The sequence below is a fragment of the Paenibacillus sp. J22FR21 genome, from assembly GCF_056269135.1.
This window is the reverse complement of sequence record NZ_JBWDNJ010000004.1, coordinates 567159-591580: the sequence shown is the minus strand read 5'-3', so window position 1 is coordinate 591580 and position 24422 is coordinate 567159. Positions and strand designations below refer to the sequence as shown.

At 47.2% G+C, this 24422-nt stretch carries 23 protein-coding genes; 19 read left to right on the top strand and 4 right to left on the bottom strand.

What is annotated here, in order from left to right; translation table 11 throughout:
* Positions 1-270: 270 nt before the first annotated feature.
* The 3 genes from AC0YNS_RS18055 to AC0YNS_RS18045 form a co-directional block, all read right to left on the bottom strand.
* Complete coding sequence (locus tag AC0YNS_RS18055) at positions 271-1209, bottom strand: FtsX-like permease family protein (RefSeq protein WP_475782353.1); 939 nt, start codon at positions 1207-1209, stop codon at positions 271-273.
* The gene (locus tag AC0YNS_RS18050; RefSeq protein ID WP_475782352.1) at positions 1196-1885 is read right to left on the bottom strand and encodes a response regulator transcription factor; all 690 of its coding nucleotides are present in this window, start codon (positions 1883-1885) and stop codon (positions 1196-1198) included. The genes AC0YNS_RS18055 and AC0YNS_RS18050 overlap by 14 nt, the downstream gene beginning before the upstream one ends.
* Positions 1886-2109: 224 nt before the next feature.
* Entirely contained in the window at positions 2110-3351 is a 1242-nt protein-coding gene (locus AC0YNS_RS18045) for a hypothetical protein (RefSeq protein WP_475782475.1), read from the bottom strand.
* A 440-nt stretch (positions 3352-3791) separates the two neighbouring features.
* Between AC0YNS_RS18045 and AC0YNS_RS18040 the strand changes: the two genes are divergently transcribed.
* The 12 genes from AC0YNS_RS18040 (at position 3792) to AC0YNS_RS17985 (ending at position 17224) form a co-directional block, all read left to right on the top strand.
* A complete protein-coding gene (locus AC0YNS_RS18040; protein WP_475782351.1) occupies positions 3792-4661 on the top strand; it encodes an AraC family transcriptional regulator in 870 nt (289 codons plus the stop codon).
* A gap of 211 nt (positions 4662-4872) precedes the next feature.
* On the top strand, positions 4873-6876 hold the full coding sequence (locus AC0YNS_RS18035) for an ABC transporter substrate-binding protein (RefSeq protein WP_475782350.1): 2004 nt from the start codon (positions 4873-4875) through the stop codon (positions 6874-6876).
* A 103-nt stretch (positions 6877-6979) separates the two neighbouring features.
* Positions 6980-7978, top strand: a complete 999-nt coding sequence (locus tag AC0YNS_RS18030) for an ABC transporter permease (RefSeq protein ID WP_475782349.1) — start codon at positions 6980-6982, stop codon at positions 7976-7978.
* Positions 7975-9132 carry an ABC transporter permease gene (locus tag AC0YNS_RS18025; protein WP_475782348.1) on the top strand — a complete coding sequence of 386 codons (1158 nt, stop codon included), beginning with the start codon at positions 7975-7977 and terminating at the stop codon, positions 9130-9132. Before AC0YNS_RS18030 ends, AC0YNS_RS18025 begins: the two co-directional genes overlap by 4 nt.
* 11 nt (positions 9133-9143) lie before the next feature.
* On the top strand, positions 9144-10163 hold the full coding sequence (locus AC0YNS_RS18020) for an ABC transporter ATP-binding protein (protein ID WP_475782347.1): 1020 nt from the start codon (positions 9144-9146) through the stop codon (positions 10161-10163).
* Between the two features lie 15 nt (positions 10164-10178).
* Positions 10179-11198 (top strand): ABC transporter ATP-binding protein, encoded by a 1020-nt coding sequence (locus AC0YNS_RS18015; RefSeq protein WP_475782346.1) that lies wholly within the window; start codon positions 10179-10181, stop codon positions 11196-11198.
* Positions 11195-11602, top strand: coding sequence for a hypothetical protein (locus tag AC0YNS_RS18010; protein ID WP_475782345.1), 408 nt, complete (start codon positions 11195-11197; stop codon positions 11600-11602). Before AC0YNS_RS18015 ends, AC0YNS_RS18010 begins: the two co-directional genes overlap by 4 nt.
* Positions 11577-12041, top strand: a complete 465-nt coding sequence (locus tag AC0YNS_RS18005) for a hypothetical protein (protein ID WP_475782344.1) — start codon at positions 11577-11579, stop codon at positions 12039-12041. The genes AC0YNS_RS18010 and AC0YNS_RS18005 overlap by 26 nt, the downstream gene beginning before the upstream one ends.
* A 33-nt stretch (positions 12042-12074) precedes the next feature.
* Positions 12075-12839 carry a DeoR/GlpR family DNA-binding transcription regulator gene (locus AC0YNS_RS18000; protein ID WP_475782343.1) on the top strand — a complete coding sequence of 255 codons (765 nt, stop codon included), beginning with the start codon at positions 12075-12077 and terminating at the stop codon, positions 12837-12839.
* A 12-nt stretch (positions 12840-12851) separates the two neighbouring features.
* A complete protein-coding gene (locus AC0YNS_RS17995; RefSeq protein ID WP_475782342.1) occupies positions 12852-13973 on the top strand; it encodes an acyltransferase family protein in 1122 nt (373 codons plus the stop codon).
* A 205-nt stretch (positions 13974-14178) separates the two neighbouring features.
* Positions 14179-15030 (top strand): GNAT family N-acetyltransferase, encoded by an 852-nt coding sequence (locus AC0YNS_RS17990; RefSeq protein ID WP_475782341.1) that lies wholly within the window; start codon positions 14179-14181, stop codon positions 15028-15030.
* Between the two features lie 103 nt (positions 15031-15133).
* Positions 15134-17224, top strand: coding sequence for a glycoside hydrolase family 43 protein (locus tag AC0YNS_RS17985; protein WP_475782340.1), 2091 nt, complete (start codon positions 15134-15136; stop codon positions 17222-17224).
* Between the two features lie 96 nt (positions 17225-17320).
* Here AC0YNS_RS17985 and AC0YNS_RS17980 read toward each other — a convergent pair whose 3' ends face one another.
* Positions 17321-17827 carry an RrF2 family transcriptional regulator gene (locus AC0YNS_RS17980; RefSeq protein WP_475782339.1) on the bottom strand — a complete coding sequence of 169 codons (507 nt, stop codon included), beginning with the start codon at positions 17825-17827 and terminating at the stop codon, positions 17321-17323.
* Positions 17828-18050: 223 nt separating this feature from the next.
* On the opposite strand from AC0YNS_RS17980, the gene AC0YNS_RS17975 reads away from it, so the two are divergent.
* From AC0YNS_RS17975 to AC0YNS_RS17945, 7 genes are all read left to right on the top strand, one after another.
* The gene (locus tag AC0YNS_RS17975) at positions 18051-18545 is read left to right on the top strand and encodes a cupin domain-containing protein (protein WP_475782338.1); all 495 of its coding nucleotides are present in this window, start codon (positions 18051-18053) and stop codon (positions 18543-18545) included.
* Positions 18546-18561: 16 nt separating this feature from the next.
* Positions 18562-19050, top strand: coding sequence for a cupin domain-containing protein (locus tag AC0YNS_RS17970; RefSeq protein WP_475782337.1), 489 nt, complete (start codon positions 18562-18564; stop codon positions 19048-19050).
* Positions 19051-19107: 57 nt separating this feature from the next.
* Positions 19108-19566 (top strand): cupin domain-containing protein, encoded by a 459-nt coding sequence (locus AC0YNS_RS17965; RefSeq protein ID WP_475782336.1) that lies wholly within the window; start codon positions 19108-19110, stop codon positions 19564-19566.
* 44 nt (positions 19567-19610) lie between these two features.
* Positions 19611-20264: an FMN-dependent NADH-azoreductase gene (locus AC0YNS_RS17960; RefSeq protein WP_475782335.1), complete on the top strand. Its 654-nt coding sequence runs from the start codon at positions 19611-19613 to the stop codon at positions 20262-20264.
* 416 nt (positions 20265-20680) lie between these two features.
* On the top strand, positions 20681-21640 hold the full coding sequence (locus AC0YNS_RS17955; RefSeq protein ID WP_475782334.1) for an ABC transporter permease: 960 nt from the start codon (positions 20681-20683) through the stop codon (positions 21638-21640).
* 39 nt (positions 21641-21679) lie between these two features.
* Positions 21680-22594, top strand: coding sequence for a carbohydrate ABC transporter permease (locus tag AC0YNS_RS17950; RefSeq protein ID WP_475782333.1), 915 nt, complete (start codon positions 21680-21682; stop codon positions 22592-22594).
* A gap of 69 nt (positions 22595-22663) precedes the next feature.
* Entirely contained in the window at positions 22664-24361 is a 1698-nt protein-coding gene (locus AC0YNS_RS17945) for an extracellular solute-binding protein (protein WP_475782332.1), read from the top strand.
* Positions 24362-24422 lie beyond the last annotated feature (61 nt).

Genomic DNA, 24422 nt, shown 5'->3' with positions numbered 1-24422 from the left:
TACTTTGTTTTATTTGGTTTTATCAATAAGTTTTGCATAATTATTTATTTGGTGAAAAGTTTGGTTCTTCAGAAAGCATACATGCACTATATAAGGCATTGGATGAATTGTTGAATGAACGTACAGGTAACTCTCACTTCGATATACTAGTGAACAATTAGCTTCTCCCGACAGTCGCTGGGTAACCGGGCAATTGATCGATGCCAGTGGGGGCTCTCATTTGTAAAGTCATCTGGAAATAAGATGATTTCCCGACTCGATAGCGGGCTATCAGTTTATGGTGCGCAGCTTTCCTTCGGCGATCTCGAGCACGATGTCCGCGTAGGCGGAAACGGACTTCGAGTGCGTGACGATGATGACGCATTTCCCTTCATTGTTAGCGAGGCATTTCAGAATGTCCATGATTCCGGTTTCGTTTTTCTCGTCCAGATTGCCCGTAGGTTCGTCCGCGATCAATATGCCGGGGTTATACGATAAGCTGCGAGCGATCGACACTCGCTGTTGTTGCCCTCCGGACAGCTTAAGAATTTTGCGGTCTGCCGTTTCCCTGTCGATGCCGACTTTGTTTAGCAAAGTGTAAGCGTGGCTTCTCTTGTCTTTCAAGTCGCTCCTGCCGAGATGCAGCGAGAGCATGACGTTCTCGGCCGCCGTATCGGATAATAGGAGATTGTAGCCGATTCCCAGAATGTCTGACATCAGCCCCGAAGGCATTTTGCCGTCCAAGATCACGTCTTTCATTGTCGAGACGACGGATGGATTCACGTAGATGCCCGCGATGAGTGCTACCAACGAACCCGCAAGCGCTAAGATCAGCATTTCGCTCAATAAGAGCGCCATAACTTTGAGCTTCGACATGCCGATGGCGCGCAGCACGCCGATCTCGTATTTGCGTTCCCGAAGCGTGAGAACGTTCAGTAGGAACACGATGCCGATACCGATGATCGCGACCAAAGCGAAGAATCCTTTCACGACTATCAGCATTTCGTTGACGCCCTCGACAGCTTCGTGAGGCGTTCCCTCAATTATACGTTTTTCCGGATCGCCCATAAGCTGATCGACGGTTACAGGTTCTTTTGGATATGGCGCGTGGAAAATTTGACCTGCGGCGATGATCGACGAGGCCAAGAGCAGCACGCAAGCCACGATCAGAATGAGGGCCATAAGTGAGGTGAGGCGGAGCCGAAGCGGCATTTCGTTAAACCGTTTCATGGGAGATCTCCGCGACGAAGTAGCCGATTCCCCTTGCGTTTTTGATCATTTCTTGTTCGCCTAGGTGAGCGGCCAGTTTCTTTTTGAGCGAATTAATGTGTACCTTGAACGAGTTGGAGAACAAATCGGCTTCGCTGTCCCACACGTGTTCGATCAATTCTTCCGCGCTGACGACCTTGTGTTTGTTGAGGATCAAGTACTCTAAGATGCCGTATTCCTTCCTTGTAAGCTCGACAGTTTGTTTATGGACGTATGCCTGCTTCAGTGACGTATCGACGGTAAGCTCGCCATGTAATAGAAGCGAGGGCTCAAGAATAAACTTGCGGCGAAGCAAGGACCGAAGCCTCGCTTCGAACTCTTTGAAGTGGAAAGGCTTGGCCATATAATCGTTCGCACCTTCGTCAAGGCCGGCTATTTTGTCCTCGACCTCGGAGCGGGCAGATAGAATCAGCACCTTGATTTCCGAATCGTGCTCGCGAATGCGCCGAAGCACGTCCAAGCCGTCAAACTTGGGCAAATTCATGTCAAGCACGATCGCGTCATACCTGTTGACGTGGTACAGGTTAAGCGCTTCTTCCCCGTCCTCGGCGGCATCGACGGCGTAACCGAATTTGCGGAGTCCAGCGCGAATCGCCTTCCTCATCGAGACGTCGTCTTCGACTACCAATACTTTCAACGTTATCGCCTCCCGAGAGTGAATTACTCCTAGTATAACGCGATTCGGGTTAAATAATGGTTAAGTTCCAGCGGTATTGTCTACTATTCCGCGGCTTGCGGTTCCGACTGCAAGAAAGCTGTATGTAACTTACTGGCTGTCTATCTGTCTATCCAGATTACTGGATAAGATAGTTGAATATCAACGAAAAGGCCATCCCGCCAAGGATGGCCTTAAACTTGCCGTTACTTGCCTTTCGGCAGTACTTCAACCGCGATCTCCGCCCATTTAACCGAGCCGTACGGCGATGTCATTCCCCCTACGAACACGTCCGGACTAAGGATATTAATCAAATAAGTGCCTGGCTCATTGATCTTTATTGAGTGGCTAAACTCTCTATCCTCGTTCATCGGAACGACAGTTTTTTGGCCGCTTATTTGATAGTCTCCATTCTGAAACTTCGTCAATTGAAATCCAAGAACCTCACTCTGAGTATATTCCTCCGTAATGACAGATCCGCTAATCTCTATGGCTTCTCCAGCGTGTACCCGCAGGTAGCCTTGTGTTGGCTTATTGAACACGATATTGTGGGCATCCGGATCATGGTTATATCGGACAGGAATCAAGGATGGATCCTTAACGATTCGATTGACGACGATGTCGGCAGATGGATTATCATTGGAATGAATTTGCAGTGGATTCGGTCCTGGACGGAGATCAACGGAGAACTCAACCCGGCGATATTCACGATTTCCAATTTTGATCGACTTGTCTACGGTCTTTTTTGTCCCTTTTAACGAGCTTATGCCGCCCATCTCAACGCTGGTCATTCCGCCCAGACCCATGCTTTGCATTAAATAAACGTCCCCGTACTCTTTTTGAATCAATGAACTGAAGGTGATACGGCCTGACTCTGTCGTATAGGCAGCGTGCAGAACCTTCGCTGACTTCTCGCTCCACGTCAAATTTAACGTTCCCTGGCTCCAGTTATAGTTGATCCCCATCCGCGGCAACATTGAAATGGGAACATACAGCGTATTGCTTTTCATAAACGGTGGTAGAATCTTCTGTACATCATCGAGGGCTGTAAGTTTGCCGTTCAATTCAATATAGAGCTTGGAGCTGTCTGGCTTGAAATGAAGGGTTGAAAAGGTAGTTGGATGATCCGGCTTAAACTCGACCCAGTAACTATTCGTTTTGGTACTTTTCATGATCCTTCCAATTTGGGCTTGCTCCAGCCACTTGATCGGTAAGTAGAGGTTCCCATTCTTCATCAGCAGCGGGGAAGCCTTCAAGGATTTCGAATCCAACAGGATCGTTGGTTTGTTCAATTTTGCAGCTATTTTGTGCGGAATCAATTGAAACACAGCCGCGTCGTTCTCAACGATCGGCAGCTCAGATATCGACGATGCCTGAGCATAGCCAACCTGCAGCGGAAGAACAAAAGTAGCAAGCAGCCCGATGCAAATCATTAATTTCGTAATCATTCGTTGCACGACGTGAACACCACTTTCCATTTTTTTATATAGACGAGTGATGTTGGAAAATGTTGCGGTGTATATCTTAGATGAATGATCCATTTCTTTCTGCGCATATTACTCCGATATACCTAAATTTGGGAGAATGGGATTCACATGCTGAAGACAGAGCATCGCAGAAATGGGCCGGGTTCTACTTTATTTATGCGTATATTCCGTTATTATTTGGTTGTACCTGCTTCAGAAAACAGAGAAATCTCAGTGAATAGTTGCGGGCGGAGATGGCGAATGTTGTCGAAACTAAGTTTGTTGTCGATATCGCCTTGCCTCCGTTATAGGAGTCATGCAAAAAAATATAGCCGCTCAGAAGGAACCCGATAGTACATGTAGAAAATACTCATTATAGAAAGCGCTTCCATATCCTGATCGTATAAACGGAGGGTGATGTGATGCATATATACAAGGCAGTCGACTTTATACATCAAGATGAGGGAATAGCACTTTATAAAGTAGCCAATCACATACATGAGCCTGAGCACACTCACAACTTTGTCGAGCTGGTTTATATCTTGCACGGGACCGGAAATCATCAGGTGAATAATCAAAGCTATAATGTTCGAAGAGGTGATTTATTATGGATGAATGTCGGTGACAGCCATTCATTCCGTGCCGAGCAAGATATGCAGTACATGAACATATTAATTCAAGCTGATTTTTTACATGAGCAGTCGACTACATATGAGCCTGACCGGAGCTTTATCAACCATAGGCTGTTTCAGGAGTTTCAGCAGCCTCTGCAAGGATCCTTGCAGCATATTCGCTTTCAGGGCAAATCCATTCTGGAGCTGGAGGAGCTGCTCGAATCGATGTTTGGAGAGTACCTCTCGAAGAAGGATGGCTATCGTGCGATGTTGTGCGGCTATACGATGCTGCTGCTCGCATCGTCGTTTCGCAGAATGCAGGACAATCTGCAGACGCAATTGACTGTAGATATCCATGAAATTTTGCCGAAGCTGCTGTCTTATATCGAGCAACACTACGCTTCACCAATCACGCTGAGGGATTTAGCCAAAGAAAGCTATTATTCGCCGCATTACATCAGTAAGACATTTAAATTATGCTGCGGCTACACGTTTTCCGAATATTTGCAGGAAGTGCGTCTTCGGGAAGCAAAGCGAATGCTGCTAGAATCGACTGAATGCGTGGGAGCTATCGGCAGAATGGTCGGCTATCCGGATAAAGCTCAATTTTACCGGTTATTCAAACAATATTTTGGCATAACGCCTCAGCAGCTTCGAGAACAAGCGTTGAGAACTTGAATGATGACACTATGAAAAAAGTCCCGAATGGGGCTTTTTTGTCATTTATGGGGGTAAATTATCGAATGTTGTCAGGGAGTAGACAATCTTTACTTCTTTCCGAAAATTCGGAAAAAACCAAAAACATTTATTGAAATATGTGGGTTTATCACCTAATAATTGTGGTGAGTCCACAAACTCAAAAATAAACAGAAGTATCGGAGGGTTGTAAATGAAGGTAAGACTATTGGCGACTGCTCTTGTAACCGCTCTCATTTTCTCTACGGCTTTAACCGGGTGCTTCGACAATTCGAAGAACAATTCGAATTCATCGAACTCGGCGAACAAGACAAATACAGAAAGCTCGAGTAACACCGATGAGACGGTAGCGAACAACAAGTCAGACAACACATCAACCAATACGAATGCTTCATCGGAAGCAACCGGGGATGGAGCGATTACGGAGTTCCATCAATCATCGTATTTGGACGGCAAGAACCTTCCGGATGTGAAAGACCGCTTACCTGCAGATTACAAAATCACCAACGAAGTGGCAGAGGGGCAATTGAAGTATGAAATCGGATCTTTCGGTGGAACTTTGAGAACGGTTACATCGGTACCGAACTGGGATGCAGACGTTTTCGTCATGGATAATGAACCGCTGCTTAACACGCCGAGTATTCTCGGAGAAGAACTTACAGGCAATGTTCTGAAGGATTATTTGCTCAGTGATGATCAGAAATCCATCTCGTTCCAAATGCGCAGAGGCTTGAAATGGTCTGACGGCGAGCCTGTAACGACGGAGGATATCCGGTTCACAGTCGAGGATGTACTGATGAACGAGGAGCTGACCCCGATCTTCCCGCTCTATCTCCGTTCCGGCGGTGTGGCTGAAGGCGCTCCGCTTAAGTTGGAAATCATTGACGATTATAACTTTAAGCTTTCCTTCGATCGTCCATACGGCGGACTCTTGATTCGCTTAGCGATTCAAGGCTGGCGTGGATACACAGAGCTGCTCAAGCCTGCTCACTTCCTGAAGCAATTCCATACCAAATATATAAAACTCGATCAGTTGGAGTCGGCGATTAAGGAAGCCGGATTTAAACAAGGCGAGTGGGTCAACCTGTTCAACTATAAAGATATTACGAACTGGAAATTGAACCATTCCGAAGCGGTCGGTTTCCCAGTCCTTTATCCGTGGATCATTACAAAAGCAACGCAGAGTATGACGACTTACGAACGCAATCCTTATTATTTCAAAGTCGATAAGGCGGGCAATCAGTTGCCATATATCGACAAAATCGAAAGCACCCTTGTAAACGATATCGAAATGGTAAGTTTGAAGACGATTGCCGGCGAGGTTGATTTCTCACGTGAATCGGCATCGCTCGTCAAGATGCCGTTGTACAAGGAAAACGAGAAGAACGGTTATAAAGCCATGCTGAATAATATGCATGTGACTCCGACCGATATTTTCCTTAACTTGACCTATGAAAAAGATCCAAACTGGGGGAAAGTTGTCCAAGATGTCCGTTTCCGCCAAGCATTGAACATGGCCATCGACCGCCAAGAACTGATTGATACGATCTACTATGGTTTTGCCAAACCGGGCAGCATCGAAGATCCGACATTTGATTTGGATAACGCTAACAAATTGCTGGATGACATGGGCATGAAGAAAGACGCAAACGGTAAACGTTTAGGTCCGGACGGCAAAGTATTTACCATTCCAATCGAAGTTGGAGCCCAAGCACCGGACATCGTTCCTTATACGCAGCTTATCGTCGAAATGTGGAAGGCGCTTGGTCTTAACGTCACGATGAAAACGATCGATCAGACGCTTTGGTCGCAGCGTAATACTGCGAATGATCTTCAAGCGACTGTCATCTGGACGCACACACCGCTCTGGTATATGGGTGATTGGGGCCAAGGCATGTGGGCTCCGTTATGGGATCAGTGGCACTCAAGCTCAGGCAAGAACGGTAAAGAGCCGCCGGAAGATGTGAAGAAGCTGTACACGATGATTGATGAGGCACTCGCTACGGATCCGGAAAATGCCAAACGCAAGATCGAAGAAGTGAAGCAACAAATGAAAAACAATGTGTACTACTTCGTACCGCTCAGCGATGTGAAGCAGCCAATTATTGTGAATGACAAGCTGAAGAACATTCCTGGTGACAGCAGCTTTGCAATTGGAACCGACTTCTCAGGCGAGCAATTCTTCTTCGGCAAATAAGACATAGTCGTCCGAACCTAAAGGAGCCCAGACCTCATGAGAGGAGGCTGGGCTCCCGGGTTCGTGTATGGATCTGCGGCTTACATTGAATGGAGGGAACCGCATGATAAATTTTATTAGCTATCGATTATTACAGCTTATTCCGCTGTTGATCGCCATAAGTATCATCGTATTTGTCATTATCCAGCTTCCTCCCGGTGATTTCTTAACCAACTATATTCAGCAATTGAAGCTGTCGGGCAATGATGTCTCGGAGAGCGCCATCATTAATTTGAAGCAGGAATACGGACTGGATAAATCGCTCATCGTGCAGTATGTCGTCTGGATCAAAGATATCGTGCTGCATGGAAATATGGGTCGTTCCTTCCAATTCAACATGCCGGTTGCTGATGTTATCTGGCCTCGGCTCGGTTTAACGATTACCATTTCATTGATTTCGCTCGTGTTTGTTTGGCTCATTTCGATCCCGATCGGCATCTATTCGGCCACGCATCAATATTCCATTCTAGATTATGTGTTTACGTTCATCGGATTTATCGGAGTCGCGGTTCCCGGCTTTCTGATTGCCCTCGTTCTCGTCTATTTCATATTCATTGAAACCGGCGTATCGATAACAGGGCTGTTCTCACAGCCGTATATCGATGCGCCATGGAGCATGGCGAAGGTGCTGGATATGCTGCCGAGGATGATATTGCCTGTAATCGTAATCGGAATGGCATCTGCCGCATCGCTGATTCGAGTCACACGGGGCATGCTGCTCGATGAATTATCGAAGCAGTACGTCATTACTGCCAGAGCCAAAGGCGTATCGGAAGGTAAATTGCTCTTCAAATATCCGGTTCGTATGGCCATCAACCCGCTTATCAGTACAATCGGATGGACGCTGCCGGCGCTTATTTCCGGAGAGGTCATCGTGTCCATCGTCCTCAACCTTCAGACAACGGGGCCGATGCTGCTCAAGGCGCTCATGACGCAGGATATGTACTTGTGTGGCAGCTTTATTCTGGTAACCAGCTTCATTACGGTATTAGGAACACTTCTCTCGGATATTTTGCTTGCGGCAATTGATCCGCGTATCCGCTTTGGAGGTGTTTCGGAATGAGCGGGCTTTCGACGGTTATCAATCAACTTCGTCAACCGAGAACACGGCGGAACAAGTCGGCCGATACACCGAACGTCGAAGTTGCCTCGCAATGGCAGCTGATGTGGTGGAAGTTCAAGAAGCATAAGTTGGCGATGATTTCAGCGATTTTATTGATTCTGATGTTTTTAATCGCCATATTTTGCGAGTTTGTAGCTCCTAATCTATCCGGTACACGTTATACGGCTTATAAGAATGCCCCCCCGCAGAAGATTCATTTTGTCGATAAGGAGACGGGGTTTCAGATACGGCCGTTTGTCTACGGTTTGAAAGAAAAAGTCGATCAGGAAACCTTCTTGCGGACCTTCAGTGAAGATACAACGAAAAAGTACCCGGTGTACTTCTTCGTCAAAGGCGAGCCTTATGAAATGTGGGGATTTATCTCTTCGAGCATTCATTTGTTCGGCTTAGGTAATAAGGATGGTGCGCTCATTCTGATGGGAACGGATCAACTCGGCCATGATCTGTTTTCACGTATTATTTATGGGGCACGCATTTCCTTATCGTTTGGTCTTGTCGGTATTATCCTAACTTTGATTATCGGACTGCTGCTCGGCGGAATATCCGGCTACTTGGGCGGTGTGTCGGATACGATCATCCAGCGAATCATCGATTTTCTCATTTGTATTCCGACGATTCCACTCTGGATGGCACTTTCTGCTGCAGTGCCGCGAGACTGGTCGACTACCAAAATGTATTTCGGTCTCATCATCATCTTCTCCGTTATCGGATGGACAGGTCTCGCTCGTGTCGTGCGCGGTAAAATTCTATCGTTGCGAGAAGAGGACTTCACGATGGCGGCTCGGCTTGCAGGCGCCAGTGATTTGCGAATCATTCGGAAGCACTTGCTCCCGTCCTTTGCCAGTTACATTATCGTAAACGTCACGCTTGCGATTCCCGCCCAGATTCTAGGGGAAACCTCATTGAGCTTTCTTGGCATTGGGCTGCAAGCTCCCGCTGTATCTTGGGGCGTACTGCTGCAGGATGCTCAGAACCTGGAAACCTTGGCACATCATGCTTGGCTGCTATGGCCTGCCGCCTTCATCATGTTAACCGTGCTCATGTTTAACTTTCTCGGAGACGGGCTTCGGGATGCTGCAGATCCTTATAAATAGGGGGTGGACCTATGTCACAGCAAGAGAATGTCATATTGGAAATGAAGGACGTCAAGGTGCAGTTTCGATTGGATGAAGGACTTCTGAAAGCAGTAGACGGGGTCGATCTGCGAATTAAACGCGGGAAGACATTAGGCATTGTTGGCGAAAGCGGCTGTGGAAAAAGCGTTACCTCACAGGCGCTGCTGCGCATCGTTCCTAAGCCGGGAGAAGTGCAAGGCGAAATTCGGTTGTCACGCAAGAAGCCGGATGGCACCTACGATGTTGTCGATCTTGCCAAGCTCGATCCCCGCGGCACGGAAATCCGAAATATTCGCGGCGGTGAAATCGCCATGATCTTTCAAGAACCGATGAAGGCATTCTCGCCGATTCATACCGTAGGCAACCAAATCATGGAGGCCATACTGCTGCATGCAACTGACAATAAGGATGAAGCCTATCGGCTTGGTGTAGAGATATTGAAAAAGGTAGGCATGTCCAATCCTGAGCAGCGGATGAGCGAATATCCACACCAGTTGTCCGGCGGCATGCGCCAGCGGGCTATGATTGCGATGGCCCTTTCCTGTAATCCGGCAATCCTGATTGCCGACGAGCCGACGACAGCGCTGGACGTTACGGTACAGGCGCAGGTGCTCCAATTGATTAATGACCTGAAATCAAGCCATGATACTTCCGTCATTTTTATTACCCATGATCTCGGTGTTATTGCGGAGATGTCGGACGATGTAGCGGTTATGTATCTGGGAAAGGTTGTCGAATATACCGACGTGGATACGTTGTTTCATAATCCGCAGCACCCTTATACCAAAGCGCTGCTTAATTCCATTCCTTCATTAATACGAACAAACAAACGGCTTGAGTCGATTGAAGGTACAGTGCCGTTTCCGATGAACTTACCGAAGGGCTGCGGCTTCTATACACGATGCAAGATGGCAAAGGATGGCGTGTGCAATGTGGAAGATGTGCCTCTGGTTGAAGTGGCAGAGGGACATTCGGTACGCTGCTTGCTTGTGGATGAGGTCAATAACTGAAGCGGAGGTTGAGCCATGACGCAAGAGGAGTTTGTATTAGATGTCCGTTCGATGAAGAAATATTTTCCCGTTAAAGAAGGATTCCTTAAGAAAACGGTCGGCTTCGTCAAGGCAGTCGATGATATCCATATTCAAATTCGGCCTGGTGAAACGCTTGGCCTCGTAGGGGAATCCGGCTGCGGCAAGACGACGCTCGGACGATGCGTCTTGAGGGCAATCGAGCCAACCTCGGGTTCCACGTTATTTCGTGACAGACAAGGACAAGTCAAAGATGTCATGAAACTGAACAATCAAGAGCTGAGGGCAATCCGCAGAGACATGCAGCTCATCTTTCAAGACCCCTATTCCTCCCTCAACCCACGGATGACAGTGCTCAATATTATCGCGGAACCGCTTATTTGTAACGGAATGGCTCGCGGCGAGAAGCTCAAGGACCGTGTCAGGGAGCTCATGGAAATGGTGGGCTTAGACAGCCGGCATCTGGAGCGGTACCCGCATGCTTTCAGCGGCGGACAGCGTCAGCGGATCGGAATTGCCAGAGCATTAGCAACGAATCCGAAGTTTATCGTGTGCGATGAAGCCGTGTCAGCGCTTGACGTTTCTGTGCAAGCACAGATTATCAATCTTCTGCAGGACTTGCAGGAAAAACTGAATTTAAGCTACCTGTTCATATCGCATGACCTAGGTGTCATCCAACACATTTCTAACCGGGTCGGCGTGATGTATGTCGGCAAAATGGTAGAGACGGCTTCGACCGAGACCTTATTCCGGAAACCGCAGCATCCGTACACAGAAGCGCTGTTATCTGCCAAGCCCGTGCCTGATCCACGAAAAAAATCAAATCGCATCATTCTGTCTGGTGAGGTCGCCAATCCGGCCAAACCGCCATCCGGATGTTACTTCCATCCGCGCTGTCCATATGCGAAGGACATCTGTAAATCTCAGGCTCCTGAATGGAAACAGGTCGGCGAAGGACATTATTCGGCATGCCACTTTGCCGGAGAGCTGCAGCTGCAGGGGGCTGCATCGCTATGACCGCCATCGTTTTGATTTTGCTCGTTTTCTTAGTTTGTTTATCTCTTATCATGCTTGCTTCGATATGGTATATGCGGTTTATGATGGCAAAGATCTTCGGAGAGAAGCATCATGATTTGGAAGTGATTTCATCCTCAGGCATGATTCCGGAGAATTGGTCGCGTAAATTTACGGTGAAAATGATCCAGCTCCAAGAAACGGGAAATGAGGAAGGGGTTCGCAGCATACAGAAAGCAGCTGCTCGCAGCTACTTGAAGAGGCTTCGCCGGTTAACCGTTTATGTCAAGAAGACCAATCTTGTAGACAACGAAGAGACGCGAAAGCAAATGCTGCTAGAGCTTCAGAACGTCATTAGAGAGTGGAGTGATGAAGCACAGCATGGATCCTTTACTGCAAGAGCATAAGAAAGTAACCGCTGCCGGTTATCTATCCGTTGCACTGACGGCTGTCACCTCGTTCATCGGCATAATAAATTGGCTGGCGCTGCGGGGGCTTGTCATTTCTTTGCTGGGTTACTATAATGTCAATCCCTTTTCATGGCAGGCCATCGATTACATCATGTTCATTTCGCTTGGCATTGGCTGGCTGGCTTATGTCTATTACAGTCAATTTCATTTTAAAAAACAGGCTTTGGCCGGGCGCGTTTGGAAGTCTTTTACGAGGTTTCTTGCCGTACAGGTTTGGCTGCTGTTCGGCTGCGGACTTCCCTACTTAGTGCTGGGAATTGACAATCCGCCTAAGGAAGAATGGTTACTCCTTGCCTCCGAGGGGCTCGGCGCATTGGTTCTTACAATAGGCTCTATTTGGCTAGGCAAAAGAGGTACGAAAGCCTCAGACCGATAAACGGTTGATGCAGCCTGGTAAGGGGGGACAGTTATGATTGTCGCGGAAAGGCATCAACACATCCTTCGGATCGTGAACGAGAAAGGAAGCGTTCGTGTTGCCGAGCTCAGCCAATGGTGTAACGTAACAGAGGAAACGATTCGCCGCGACTTGGATCGCCTGGAAGGGGCAGGGAGACTGCAGCGCAGCTATGGCGGCGCAATGCGCATCGGCCCGCAGACGCACGAAACATCGTACTTGCTTAGAGAAACGGTACATGTTGCGGAGAAACAGCATATCGCGGCGGAAGCTGCAAAGTTTGTCGAGCCCAATGACCGGATCGTGCTGGATGCCAGCACCACGGCATGGCACCTCGCTACACAATTGCCCGACATTCCGCTTACGGTATTGACGAATTCGTTGAAGGTAGCCTTCGTGTTAAGCGAGAAGAAGAATGTGGTTGTGATCAGTACCGGCGGGACACTTGTGCCGAATTCGCTTTCATTTGTCGGGCCATTGGCCGAGCAATCGTTGGAAGAGTATTACGTCGATAAAGCGTTCATCTCCTGCAAAGGGGCGCATATGGAACGCGGCATTTCGGAATCCAATGAGCTGCAAGCCCGCGTGAAACGGAAAATGATCGGTATGGCGGAGCAGGTTTATTTATTGGCGGACTACAGCAAGTTTAATACGCAAGCATTTATGACGATAACGAGCTGGGATCGGATTGACCGTCTCATTACGGATGCGGAAACATCCGCCGAAGATGTGCAGCAGCTTCGGCGCCGATCGATTGAGGTTATACAGCTTAAGGAATGAGGAGTGCGGATCATGGAACGCAATGCCGGACTGGATATCATCCGCAGCACCGCGATTTTACTCGTTTTGTTCTGCCATGGGCTGGGGTTCTTTTTCATGCCGTACCATGATTTTAACCCGCTCAATTATGTGACCGGCTACTTAGGTGTTGAATTGTTTTTTGTGCTTAGCGGTTTTCTGATCGGACGGATTCTGCTTCAAGATGTTGTGGAGAACGGATCTTTATCCGGGCTCAAAACCTTTTATGTTCGTCGTTGGTTTCGAACGCTGCCGCTCTACTTCTTTGCGGTAGCCTCAACGTACCTGTTGTTTAATGACCATATGAATCTCACGAACCTTGTTTTTCTGCAGAATTTCAACGAACAGCATTTAGCCTTTCTACCGATATCATGGAGTTTATCGATTGAGGAATGGTTCTATCTGCTGATTCCGGTTCCGCTGCTGCTGGCCGGGAAATTTCGCAACAAATCAGCCGCGTTCTTCGGCATCTCCGCTGCGCTGATCCTTGTCTTTCCCATCCTTCGAATGATGGAAGTGCACGCAAGTCAGCCGGTTTGGGATTACGGCATTCGCAAGCAAATCCCGCTGCGCCTGGACAGTCTTGTGTTCGGCGTTATTCTAGCCGGTATCAAATGCTATCATGACTCCCTTTATCGAAAGTACTTAGCGGGTAAGGTCTCCTTGCTCGTCGCGGTGGCCGGATTGGTCGGCTTTAGCGGCTTCTATGTCTACAACGGCATTCAGGCACAAACGATGGATCATTCCTGGTTTGCCCGGACGATTCTCTTTAGTCTGGTTTCCTTATTTATCGCCTTGCTCATTGCGGTAGTGGAAGTGAATATCCCTAAGCTGGAACGGCTTCCGAAATTGCGTGCGTGGGTCGGTTTCATCAGCTCCCAAAGCTACGGGTATTACTTGTTTCATTGGAACCTGTTCATCTGGTTCAGTAGGGAGAATACGACGGCGAGCGTCGGTCACAGCTTGTATTTGCTAATCTTTGCTCTCATTCTGTTAATCGGGTTTACGTTCGTAATGCATCGCTATTATGAGGTTCCGTTCTTGAAATTAAGGGACCATATGACGAAGAAAACAAAGCGGACTGACGTCAGTTTCCCGCTCTCAAACGACGTTTGAGTTTAACAGGAAAGGAACAAACCTTTTTTGCTTTACCGAATTCGTTGAGCTGTTGAAGTGAACACAAGAAGCCACGTTGGAATAATTTCCAATGTGGCTTCTTGTGTAATAAACAATCCTAATTGTTCCTTATATATTTTCAATATGTACCCACGGTTATAATTTCAATCATACTGCACAATTCAACCAGAAGGAGTTAAATGTAATGATTCAACTATTGCAAGCAGACCATGCTCGCGTATTGCCATTACTGAGAAACCTAACCTATAAACCTGTATCTGCATATTCCGTCATTAATCATACTCATTCTGGGAAGGTGTTCGTGGATAACGAGATAAATCCTACCTGCTGTTTTATTGTTCATTCATATGGCGTTTATTTTGTAGCGGGATCAGACGATAATGATCCGTTTATAAACGGAGTCATAGATTATTTATTGAATCCTCAGAACCATTCAAGTTATTACGATCTGTATACTTCAACACCTGAATTACTGAAACCAATCAGCGACAGATTGGCAGGGAAAACGGTTCTTTTGCATCGCGCTTTTTTTTCATTCGACCCTTTTAAATTTCAAAAACTAAGAAGCGCACTCGATATACGGCCCGAGCAATTCGTAATGAGGAGAATGGACGCGCAGTTATTCGACAAATATCAGAACGAAATGGACTCCTCCTATCAATCTCTATGGGGTTCTTCAAAAGATTTTATGGATCACGGATTTGGTTATTGCATGATGAAAGATGATCGGTTTGCTAGTGTGTGTAATTCAATGTTTGTAGGTGGCGGATATGCGGATATCGATATCGTAACCGTAGATGATTTCCAGAAGCAGGGGCTAGCAACTCTTACCGGAGTATCGTTTATCGAACATTGTTTGAACCATAATCTAGTACCGAATTATAACTGTGATGCAGGGAATGAACGATCCATACAGCTGGCGAAGAAGTTAGGATTTGTTCAAAATCATGTTTTTCCTATGTTATGGTGGCATCAAGATCAAAGGATAATCGATGATTATTTGAAGAGATTTAATTACTCAACTAGCGCTGATTAAGTGAACTCGGCACAATAGTAAAGTATCTCATTCTACTCAAAGTCGATCCTATGGTATACACTTGGATAATCAAATCTTTCCAAGCGAAAGGACGGAGCTATCGGTGAAGCAATTAGGGAAATTGACAACGGGACTTCCGTTGTCCAAGCATGCCGGAGTTTACGAGAATCCGCTGTATAAAGGTGCCGAATCGACCGGAGCTTATTCCTCGGTTCATCCCGATCCATATGTATTGAAGCACAACGGATTGTACTATTGTTTTGCTACCGGAGGAGCTGGTGTACCGGTTATGCGTTCCTCCAATCTCGTCGACTGGGAGCCGATGGGGTATGCATTCTCCATGCCTGATCGCGAGAGCTACTGGGCGCCTGCTGTCATTTACCTCAACGGAATCTTCTATATGTATGTATCCTCCGTTGCCCTCGGCGAAACCGATCCTCATTACGAATATTTGCTCGTTGCGACATCTGATCGTCCGGAAGGGCCTTATTCCTATGTGAAGACGTTATACGACACCTTTACCATCGATGCGCATGTCGTAAAGGATGAGCAAGGACGCTTGTTCCTATTCTACTCGGACAACAATACGATGGGCATCGACAAAGACCGTCCGGGGACTGTTATTCTCGTTGATCGCTTGCTTGATCCTATTACGCCTGAGGGCAAACCTCAGCTTGTCGTCAAACCGACGCTTGATGAGGAAATCTATGAAGAGAATCGGTTTGGCGATGGCCGCAATTGGCATACGATCGAAGGTGCATGCTATCTGAATCGGCGGGGATTAGGGTACGTCATGTACAGCGGGAATGCTTTTACCAAACCCTATTATTTCATCGGTTATTCCATGACCGTTGACAGAGGCAGCGGTATTGCCGAGAGAGAGTGGAAGAAGGTTCCGAGTGAGCACGTGTACGAACCTCTGATGCGTCGCAATGATGATGTTGAAGGCGTCGGTCACCATTCCGTGGTCAAAGCCCCGAATAATGTGGATGACTGGATCGTCTACCACGGACGGGACAACCATCAACAGCTCATCCCCCACAAGGAGCAGCGCCAGATGCGGATTGATCCGCTTCTTTGGAAGGGCGATAGGATGTGGGTGCCTGGTCCTTCGCATACTATGCAGGATGCGCCGGCGATGCCTGTATTCCGCGATCTGTTCGAAGTTGCAGAAGTGGAGAGCTTGTCCCCGCGATGGAGCATCGATTCGGGAGCCTGGTCGGCAGGCGGATACGAAGCATTGCAGAATAGTCTCGTAGGTATTGGGTCGGCGCTGTCAACGGAGTCGTTCACTCACTTCGTATATGAGCTGAACGTCAAGTGGGAGCCAAACCATATGGGCGGATTGTATGGGGCGTATATCGGTTATTCCGATATGCGCAATCATACACAAGTGCTGCTTGATGTGGGAAAGAAGCAACTGATTGTTTTCTCTGTAATGAACGGTTTGAAGAGTGAACCTGTGCGGGTCAAGCTGGATCAGGCATTGTGCTACTCGGTGTTCCATAAGCTGACGATCAGCAAGGTTGGGCAGCTAATTGAGGTGCTTGTGGATGATGTCTCCTCACTGGAAGGACGATTCCCTGTATCGTCCGGACGTATAGGGCTGGTTACTCATTACACCCGAGCAAAGTTCGCCGGAGTTGCCGTCACGCCGCATGCGCAATTGAATGCGAAGACCGCGGAAGCTTTCATCGGCATGCTTCAGGTTGACGAAGAAGATGATCATGCCGCGACGTGGCAAGTCAAAGAAGACGTTTTGTATTGTACAGCCTTCAATAAACCATCGCTGTTATGGATGAAAGAAGAGCTGCTCGGCAAGCAGTTTCAGTTCCGTGTTGACCTCCAATTCGAGCAAGGCGCTTCGGGTTCGGCAGGCATGTTCCAGCTGTGTCTGTCAGAGACGCCAGACCGTTTGTCGAACCTTGAGTGTACATTGACGCTGGGCCGCGAGAAACATGAAGTGAAGGTGGAGGGCACGAACGGTCAGGTTGTAATGCAGGCAGAGCTGCCTGCGTACTTTGACTTTAGAGACGTGCATACGCTTCAACTGCGTCAGACCCGGAACAATTGCGTTATTCTGTTGGACGAATATCTGATCTATCAAGGGGCGAGATGCGGCGGAAAGATGCTGGGCTTCGGATTCTCAGTCCATGCACAGCTCTCAGGAATCGAGATTACCGAGCTCGCATAATACTTGTGCAGCATTATCATAAACAACAAAAATCACAGCCGCATGCGGCTGTGATTTTTTGTGTCTGGTTGAGTCGTAACCTCGAGAAGAGAGAGATCAACCACTATTGCCCTGAGCGAAATAGTCACGCGTATCTTGGCGAGCCTTAGGATTTAATACGCGATCGAGCTCTTCGTTCAGCCATGTCAACGATTTTGTGCGAAGTTGATTACGCATGGATTCCTCGGCATCGCGCATCGTTAAGTTAATGACGCAGGGAGTGGCCCTGGTGCATGCCGCAAACTCCTCGTCGACCCGGCACAGATAACTGTTATCCTTAATATTTTTGCATTGAAAAATAGGCGTTTGGCCTTCAACGGCTTCTACGACATCCCAAAACGAGATTTCCGCAGGAGGCTTGGCTAGTCTATAGCCGCCTTTTACCCCGGGAACGGATTTGACGATGCCGGCTTTCGTTAATTTTCCGAAAATTTTAGACAAATAGGTCTCTGAAATGCCTTGAAACGCTGAGAGCTCTTTAATCCCTATAGTCGCATCAGACGGAATATCGATTAAATATACCAAGCAATGCAGCGCATATTCAACACCTATACTGTACTGCATGCAAACACCTGCTTTCTGGACGTGAAACGTAATACTAACATCTTAGGGGGATTAATACCCCTTGTCAATTGAGGGTTGGCGTAATTTGCAAGTTGAAATGCGCTCCCTTTCAATTGACAACCTCGAAGTTAATCGCTATATTATAGACAATGTTTATAGACGATAAACGTTGTCGACAATTATTGAGCAAGAAAGAGAACAGAATTATCGGAGGTTAGACTGCATGAACAATCATCACGAGGAAGCAAAGGAACGCAAAGCTATTTCCCACCGGAATGAAGAGATCGAGTGGCAACAAGTGGAACACGTACCGGGAGAACGAATCTGTATTCGCGTAACAGGCGAAGATACGAATGGCGCATACTCCATCTTGGATCTAGTTAAGGATTCTTCATATGGTTCATCATTTGGCCCGCCCATTCATGTTCATGAAAGAACCGACGAGATTTTCCGTGTCATTGAAGGAAAAGCTCGATTCTATTTAGACGGCAAGGAGATCGATGCGGAAGCGGGCGATATCGTTGTCGTTCCCAAAGGGACGGCGCATACTTTCGCTAATTTTGACCTTAACACTCCACTGCATCTTCAGATTACGTTTACTCCCGCGGGCGATGAGCTTGCATTCCAGGATTGTGTCGGCAAGACAATCGAAGAAATTATTGAACTGTCCAGAACCAAATATCAGGTCATCTTCACAGGGCCGCCACTTGAACAATAAATGAGGGCATAACATCGTGACACATCATGAACAACCTGACAAAGAACGACATGCCATTTTCCGACAAAATGAGGAAGCAGAGTGGATCGACTTGATCCACACCCCCGGAGAAAGGTATAGAATCCGCATTAAAAGCGAAGATACCAATGGAACATACTCCTTTATTGAAGTCATGATGGACCCGAAGGATGAACCGCCGTATGGACCGATGCTTCACATTCACCAGAGAACCGACGAAATATTCCGTATCTTGGAAGGACAAGCTCGATTTCATGTAGATGGAGAAGAGTTCGATGCAGGAGTAGGCGATATCGTCAACGTTCCCAAAGGTACCCCTCATGCTTTCGCGAATTTTGGCGACTCTCGTCTGCATTTGCAGATCATGTTTATTCCAGGTGGAGAAGAAGCTTTCTGGCAGCAAATAAACGGGATGCCGTTAGATGAAATGGAAAAAGTATGCAAAACATATCACGTAGATATAGTGGGGCCGCCACTAAATAAATAACTTAACAATCGAACTGTCACTTTCATAAAATAAAAGCACTTATTGGAGGCTACTAGTATGTCAGCAGTATTGGATGTCATGGGACCACGTATTCAACTCTTAACGGATTTGTCGGAAAATAGGGATTACTCCCTGATGAAGGCTGAAGTTCCGCCGGGTGTTATTGTTCCTGTTCATAGTCATGATGATCGTGAAACCTTCGTTGTTCTTTCAGGTGAACTCGAAGCTTTCACAAACGACAGTTGGAGAGCTGTTACCGCCGGTGAGACGGTTGATATTCCGGGAAACGTAAAGCACGCTTGGAGAAATTCTTCTAACGAAACCGTAACCTTGTTAGTCGCATCGACGGCAAAAATGGGCGAATTCTTCAATGAAATTGGGCGACCGGCTGATACTGTACCACCAGGTCCTCCTGCGCCGGAAGTGTTAATGCATTTCGTTACAGTAGCACTGGCTTATGGTTATTGGCTTGGTACCCCTGAGGACAATGCGTCAATCGGTATCTCGCTTGGCTAACACTGCCGAACGCAGGATATTCGTTTCATAAAGGAGAGAGACTCATGAATAAAATGCTTATCATTAATGCCCACCCGAAAGTAGAATCGGCAGCTTCTTGCAGTTCGAATGTTCTTCATCATTTTGTGACGACCTATAAGGAATTGAATCCAAGTGAGACCATTGAACAAATTAATCTGTACAGCGAAGAAGTACCGGCAGTCGACCAAACGGTACTAAGTGCATGGGACAAGCTGGCGAAAGGTGAGCAGATTACTGCCGAAGAACAGAAAGTGACGTCGCGAATGGCTGAAGTTCTGCAGCAATTTAAAAGCGCCAATAAATACGTCATCGCAATGCCGCTTCATAACTTTAATATTTCCTCCAAGCTTAAAGATTATATGGATAACATCCTGATTCCTCGCGAGACATTCAAATATACGGAGAATGGTTCGGTAGGGCTGTTAAATGACGGTCGAAGCCTTCTTGTTATCCAAGCCAGCGGTGCCGTGTACACCAATAATGACTGGTATACGGAAGTTGAATTTTCTCACAAATATCTCAAGTCCATGTTTCATTTCCTGGGCATTGAAGATTATCAGATCGTCAGGGTTCAAGGAACAGCTGTATTAGATCGGAATGAAATATTGGAGAAAGCTTATAAAGAGGCTGAGAGAGCCGCGTCCTATTTAGCCAAAGTTCCTGAAATGAGGCACTGATAGCATCACTGGCACAATCGTGCATCACGCAATCTTCTATATAAATAACAATAAGCAACCACATTGGTATGAATCCAATGTGGTTTTTTTTTTGAAGTTTATGCAAAGACATCATCGCCTTGATTGTTCTTCATGGTTAATTAATATATTGTCGAATTTAAAACATATTAAATATGTTATATTTTTGGATAAATCGTATTGACAGTTCGGAAATCTGGGTATTTTGCCCTGATCGAACAAAAGAGAGCTTCATTCTGAAGAAGTACGGTTTGTCGAATGCTGTTGGAAAGTATATCTCCTGATAAGGCTTGATTAAATATATTAAATATATTATGTTTGTATAAGGTTAATGAAAACGATTTCAGAGATTTGAAAGCGCGTCGTTTGACCATATCCTGTAGAAGGTGGGAGGAGTAATGATTGCAAAAGATGCAAGAGTTGAAGTCATGCCCGAAGTGGCGCGGTTAAACAAGAACAGTGCATGGGCTAAAGTATGGAGTTTCAGATCTATCTACTTATTTATGCTCCCCGCTTTTATCTGGTATGTCGTTTTTTGCTATTATCCGATGTACGGCATTCTGATTGCGTTCAAAGATTTCAAATACAACTTGGGAATTCTGCACAGTCCTTGGGAAGGCCTTCGGTATTTCAAACAATTCTTGGGCGATTCCAGTTTCTATTCGGTGCTCTACAATACGTTATCCATTAGCTTCCTGAAGCTGTTGCTTGGATTCCCGGCGCCGCTCATCCTTGCATTAATGCTCAATGGCGTTATGCATAGCAAACTAAAGAGAATTTTCCAAACGATTTCCTATCTGCCGCACTTTGTATCCTGGGTCGTTGTTGTGACGCTGATGCAAAAGATTCTTTCTCCTAACGTGGGACTTGTCAATGACATCAGGGATCATATGGGGTATGAGCCGATCTTCTTTATGGGGATGCCGTCCTTATTTTATCCGCTGGTCGTCATTTCGGATATTTGGAAGGGCGTAGGATGGGGCTCGATCATTTATTTGGCCGCTTTGACCAATATAGATCCACATTTGTACGAAGCTGCGGAAATGGACGGGGCAGGTCGGTGGAGCAAGCTGTTTAGAATTACGCTGCCATCACTGACGCCTACGATCGGGATCTTGCTGATCTTCTCTCTCAGCGGCGTTCTGAACGCCGGCTTTGACCAAATCTGGTTAATGCAGACACCTGCTACACTCAGCGTCTCGGAAATATTAGACACTTATGTGTTGAAAACAGGTATTCAGCAGGGGCAATTTGCTTACTCCACGGCCATCGGGTTGTTCAAGTCACTGATTTCGCTGCTTCTCATTGTGGCCGTTAATAAGGTTTCCAAAAAAGTAAGCGATGTATCGCTATGGTAATCAGACAACATTATTCAATGAACCTAAGGAGGTGCAGGTATGGGTGTGGCAAAACTGTCGGCAGCTGATAAATTCTATACCACAGTGAACTATACGCTGCTGCTCATATTCAGCCTGACGGCACTCTATCCCTTTATCTATTTCTTGGCGCTATCCTTCAATGACGGCTATGACGCCATGAAGGGCGGAATCTACTTCTTCCCGAGGGTCGGTACGTTTGAGAACTATAGCAAAGCATTCAACAACCCTCAAATTCTCAATTCCTTTTGGATCTCCATTTCCCGAACGGTTATCGTAACCGTGGGTTCTACACTGCTGACGGCCTTACTGGCCTATGGGCTTTCGCGGAAAGGCTTGCCGGGCAGAAAGTATATCGTCTTCTTCTTCTTCTTCACAACCCTGTTCAGCGGAGGTCTTATTCCGACCTTCATTCTGTACCGTGAGCTGCATATTCTGAACACGTACTGGGTGCTTGTTCTACCGTCGCTGTATAGCTTCTTCAATGCGATCATTATGAAGACGTTCTTCGACGGGATCCCGTTAGGTCTATCGGAATCGGCGCGAATCGACGGCGCAAGCGAGTTAAGCGTATTTTGGCGAATTATTCTCCCGCTTTCGATGCCGGTAATGGCTACCATAGCCCTGTTCGTCGGAGTAGGCGTCTGGAACGACTGGTTTACCGGGCAGTTCTTCATCCAGAAGGAAGATCTTCAACCTGCGGCTACGTTCCTGAACAAAATGATCAGTGAAGCGTCGTTCCAGTCCATGACGGGTTCGAGCAGCGGATCGTCCATTAAGAACATGAACGAAAACCAGATGGCGCTGCGAGGCGTAACGCCTGAAGCACTCAGGATGACCTTCGTTATCATTATTACGGCACCGATTATCTGCGTGTATCCATTCCTTCAGAAGTATTTTGTTAAAGGCGTACTGGTAGGTTCGCTCAAGGAATAGTCGATTATCGAGTATAGAAGGCATTGCCTTTTATATAAAAAAAATTAGCAACAGAAAGGGGCTTGTCTAATGCGTAAGACCAGACTAAAAAGTTCTCTTAGCTTGATGCTTGCCATCCCGATGATTGCATTATCCGTAACGGCATGTGGAGGAAACAACAATGATTCGGGCAACACGAATTCCACAACTTCGGAGAACTCGGGGGAAAACGGATCCAATGCACCTAAGGAGGCAACTCTATCCTTCTTAAGCGCATGGAACGGCGGCGGTGGAGGGTTTCCGCAGGATCAGGAAAACAATCCGGTTGCCAAAGCAGTTAGAGAAAAAACAGGCGTAACGTTAAAGCTGGAATCCATCACAACAAGCGAAGTTGAGAAACTGAACACGATCTTTGCTTCGGATACGGTTCCGGATATCGTAAATGCGCCGTACTGGTCGACGACAGGCGGGGAAGGACAAGTCATCAAGAAAGCGGCTCTGGAAGGTCAGCTTCTCGATTTAACCCCTTATCTCGATAAATATCCGAACGTGAAGAAACTGATGACGCAAGGCGTAGCGAAAGACTTTGCAGAATTCGACCTGAATAGTCCTGATCTGGAAGGCAAGCAATATGTCATTCCTATGCAGACGCCGGACGGCACGCCGGAGAGCATTCATAACTGGAACTACGGTCTCTATGCCCGTGGAGATATCCTGAAGGCGCTGGGTGTAAATGGTGCAGATATCGACACGGAAGACAAGCTCGCGGATCTGTTGACTCAAATCAAGAACGGCGGCTTCAAAGATATTAGCGGCAAGCCGGTTATTCCTTCCGGAACGATGCATAATGGCTGGGACTATAGCCAATTCCTATCCGGCTGGTCCGATTACAACATTTCGGACTTCCGTCAGGAAGACGGCAAGCTGATCCACTGGACACAATCCAAGGACCAAGAAGCTCGCCTGCTGTATATGAGAAAGCTGATCACAGGCGGTCTCTTTGACCCTGAGGCATTCAGCAACACGGATACGACAGCAAAAGAAAAGCTCGCTACGGGCAAGCTGGCTGTATTCGGCGCTCAAAGCATGATCGGCGATTTGCAAAAAACGCTCTATAAAACGAATCCGGAAATGCAGTACGAGCTGCTTGGACCAATGAAGAACAAGAGCGGAAACATCGTGACGCAAGTAGAGAAGCCGGGCCGTTCCGGATTCCCTGTTATCTTCTTGAGCGCGAAGATCAAGGATCCGGATGCAGCGCTGCGTCTGATCGATTACTTGAACAGCGACGAAGGCCGACTGCTCGCTTACTGGGGCATCGAAGGCAAAGACTATACGCTGGCAGATGGCAAGCCGCAATGGGTTGCGGACGTGAAGAAGCAGTTCGACGACAATCCGGATGTGAAGCGCGACGAAGGTCTCAACTATCTCTCCGGCAGCTTCATGGGCGCGTTCTCCTCCGAAGTCACTTGGCCGATTCCGGATGACCAGAAGACGCAATGGGAGAAGCTCGAGGCAAGCTACTCGAAGAGACTGCCGATCCAAATTATCGACAAGGTCAGCGCGACTTATCTGGTAAGAGATTGGCCTAAATACCAAGAGTTCAGGGATAAAACGGCAAGCTTGAACTTTGACGAAGAATTCCGCAAAGCCTGCTACGCGAAATCCGATGACGAAGCGCTGAAGATGCTGCACGGCATTCAAGACAAGTTTAAATCTGCCGGCGTAGAGGAAATGGCTGCGTATGTCGGTGACAAAGCTGCATCGCGTGACGATATCGGCTGGTAATACGAGGTTGATTGGGGATTAGTAAAATAGACCAAATCGCATGTTAGTGCGGTTTGGTCTG

Bases quoted from the DNA above. Each gene is read 5' to 3' on its own strand.
- AC0YNS_RS18055 (WP_475782353.1), bottom strand. From the start codon at position 1,209: ATGAAACGGTTTAACGAAATGCCGCTTCGGCTCCGCCTCACCTCACTT.
- AC0YNS_RS18045 (WP_475782475.1), bottom strand. From the start codon at position 3,351: ATGATTACGAAATTAATGATTTGCATCGGGCTGCTTGCTACTTTTGTT.
- AC0YNS_RS18040 (WP_475782351.1), top strand. From the start codon at position 3,792: ATGCATATATACAAGGCAGTCGACTTTATACATCAAGATGAGGGAATA.
- AC0YNS_RS18035 (WP_475782350.1), top strand. From the start codon at position 4,873: ATGAAGGTAAGACTATTGGCGACTGCTCTTGTAACCGCTCTCATTTTC.
- AC0YNS_RS18030 (WP_475782349.1), top strand. From the start codon at position 6,980: ATGATAAATTTTATTAGCTATCGATTATTACAGCTTATTCCGCTGTTG.
- AC0YNS_RS18025 (WP_475782348.1), top strand. From the start codon at position 7,975: ATGAGCGGGCTTTCGACGGTTATCAATCAACTTCGTCAACCGAGAACA.
- AC0YNS_RS18020 (WP_475782347.1), top strand. From the start codon at position 9,144: ATGTCACAGCAAGAGAATGTCATATTGGAAATGAAGGACGTCAAGGTG.
- AC0YNS_RS18015 (WP_475782346.1), top strand. From the start codon at position 10,179: ATGACGCAAGAGGAGTTTGTATTAGATGTCCGTTCGATGAAGAAATAT.
- AC0YNS_RS18010 (WP_475782345.1), top strand. From the start codon at position 11,195: ATGACCGCCATCGTTTTGATTTTGCTCGTTTTCTTAGTTTGTTTATCT.
- AC0YNS_RS18005 (WP_475782344.1), top strand. From the start codon at position 11,577: ATGGATCCTTTACTGCAAGAGCATAAGAAAGTAACCGCTGCCGGTTAT.
- AC0YNS_RS18000 (WP_475782343.1), top strand. From the start codon at position 12,075: ATGATTGTCGCGGAAAGGCATCAACACATCCTTCGGATCGTGAACGAG.
- AC0YNS_RS17995 (WP_475782342.1), top strand. From the start codon at position 12,852: ATGGAACGCAATGCCGGACTGGATATCATCCGCAGCACCGCGATTTTA.
- AC0YNS_RS17990 (WP_475782341.1), top strand. From the start codon at position 14,179: ATGATTCAACTATTGCAAGCAGACCATGCTCGCGTATTGCCATTACTG.
- AC0YNS_RS17980 (WP_475782339.1), bottom strand. From the start codon at position 17,827: ATGCAGTACAGTATAGGTGTTGAATATGCGCTGCATTGCTTGGTATAT.
- AC0YNS_RS17975 (WP_475782338.1), top strand. From the start codon at position 18,051: ATGAACAATCATCACGAGGAAGCAAAGGAACGCAAAGCTATTTCCCAC.
- AC0YNS_RS17965 (WP_475782336.1), top strand. From the start codon at position 19,108: ATGTCAGCAGTATTGGATGTCATGGGACCACGTATTCAACTCTTAACG.
- AC0YNS_RS17960 (WP_475782335.1), top strand. From the start codon at position 19,611: ATGAATAAAATGCTTATCATTAATGCCCACCCGAAAGTAGAATCGGCA.
- AC0YNS_RS17955 (WP_475782334.1), top strand. From the start codon at position 20,681: ATGATTGCAAAAGATGCAAGAGTTGAAGTCATGCCCGAAGTGGCGCGG.
- AC0YNS_RS17950 (WP_475782333.1), top strand. From the start codon at position 21,680: ATGGGTGTGGCAAAACTGTCGGCAGCTGATAAATTCTATACCACAGTG.
- AC0YNS_RS17945 (WP_475782332.1), top strand. From the start codon at position 22,664: ATGCGTAAGACCAGACTAAAAAGTTCTCTTAGCTTGATGCTTGCCATC.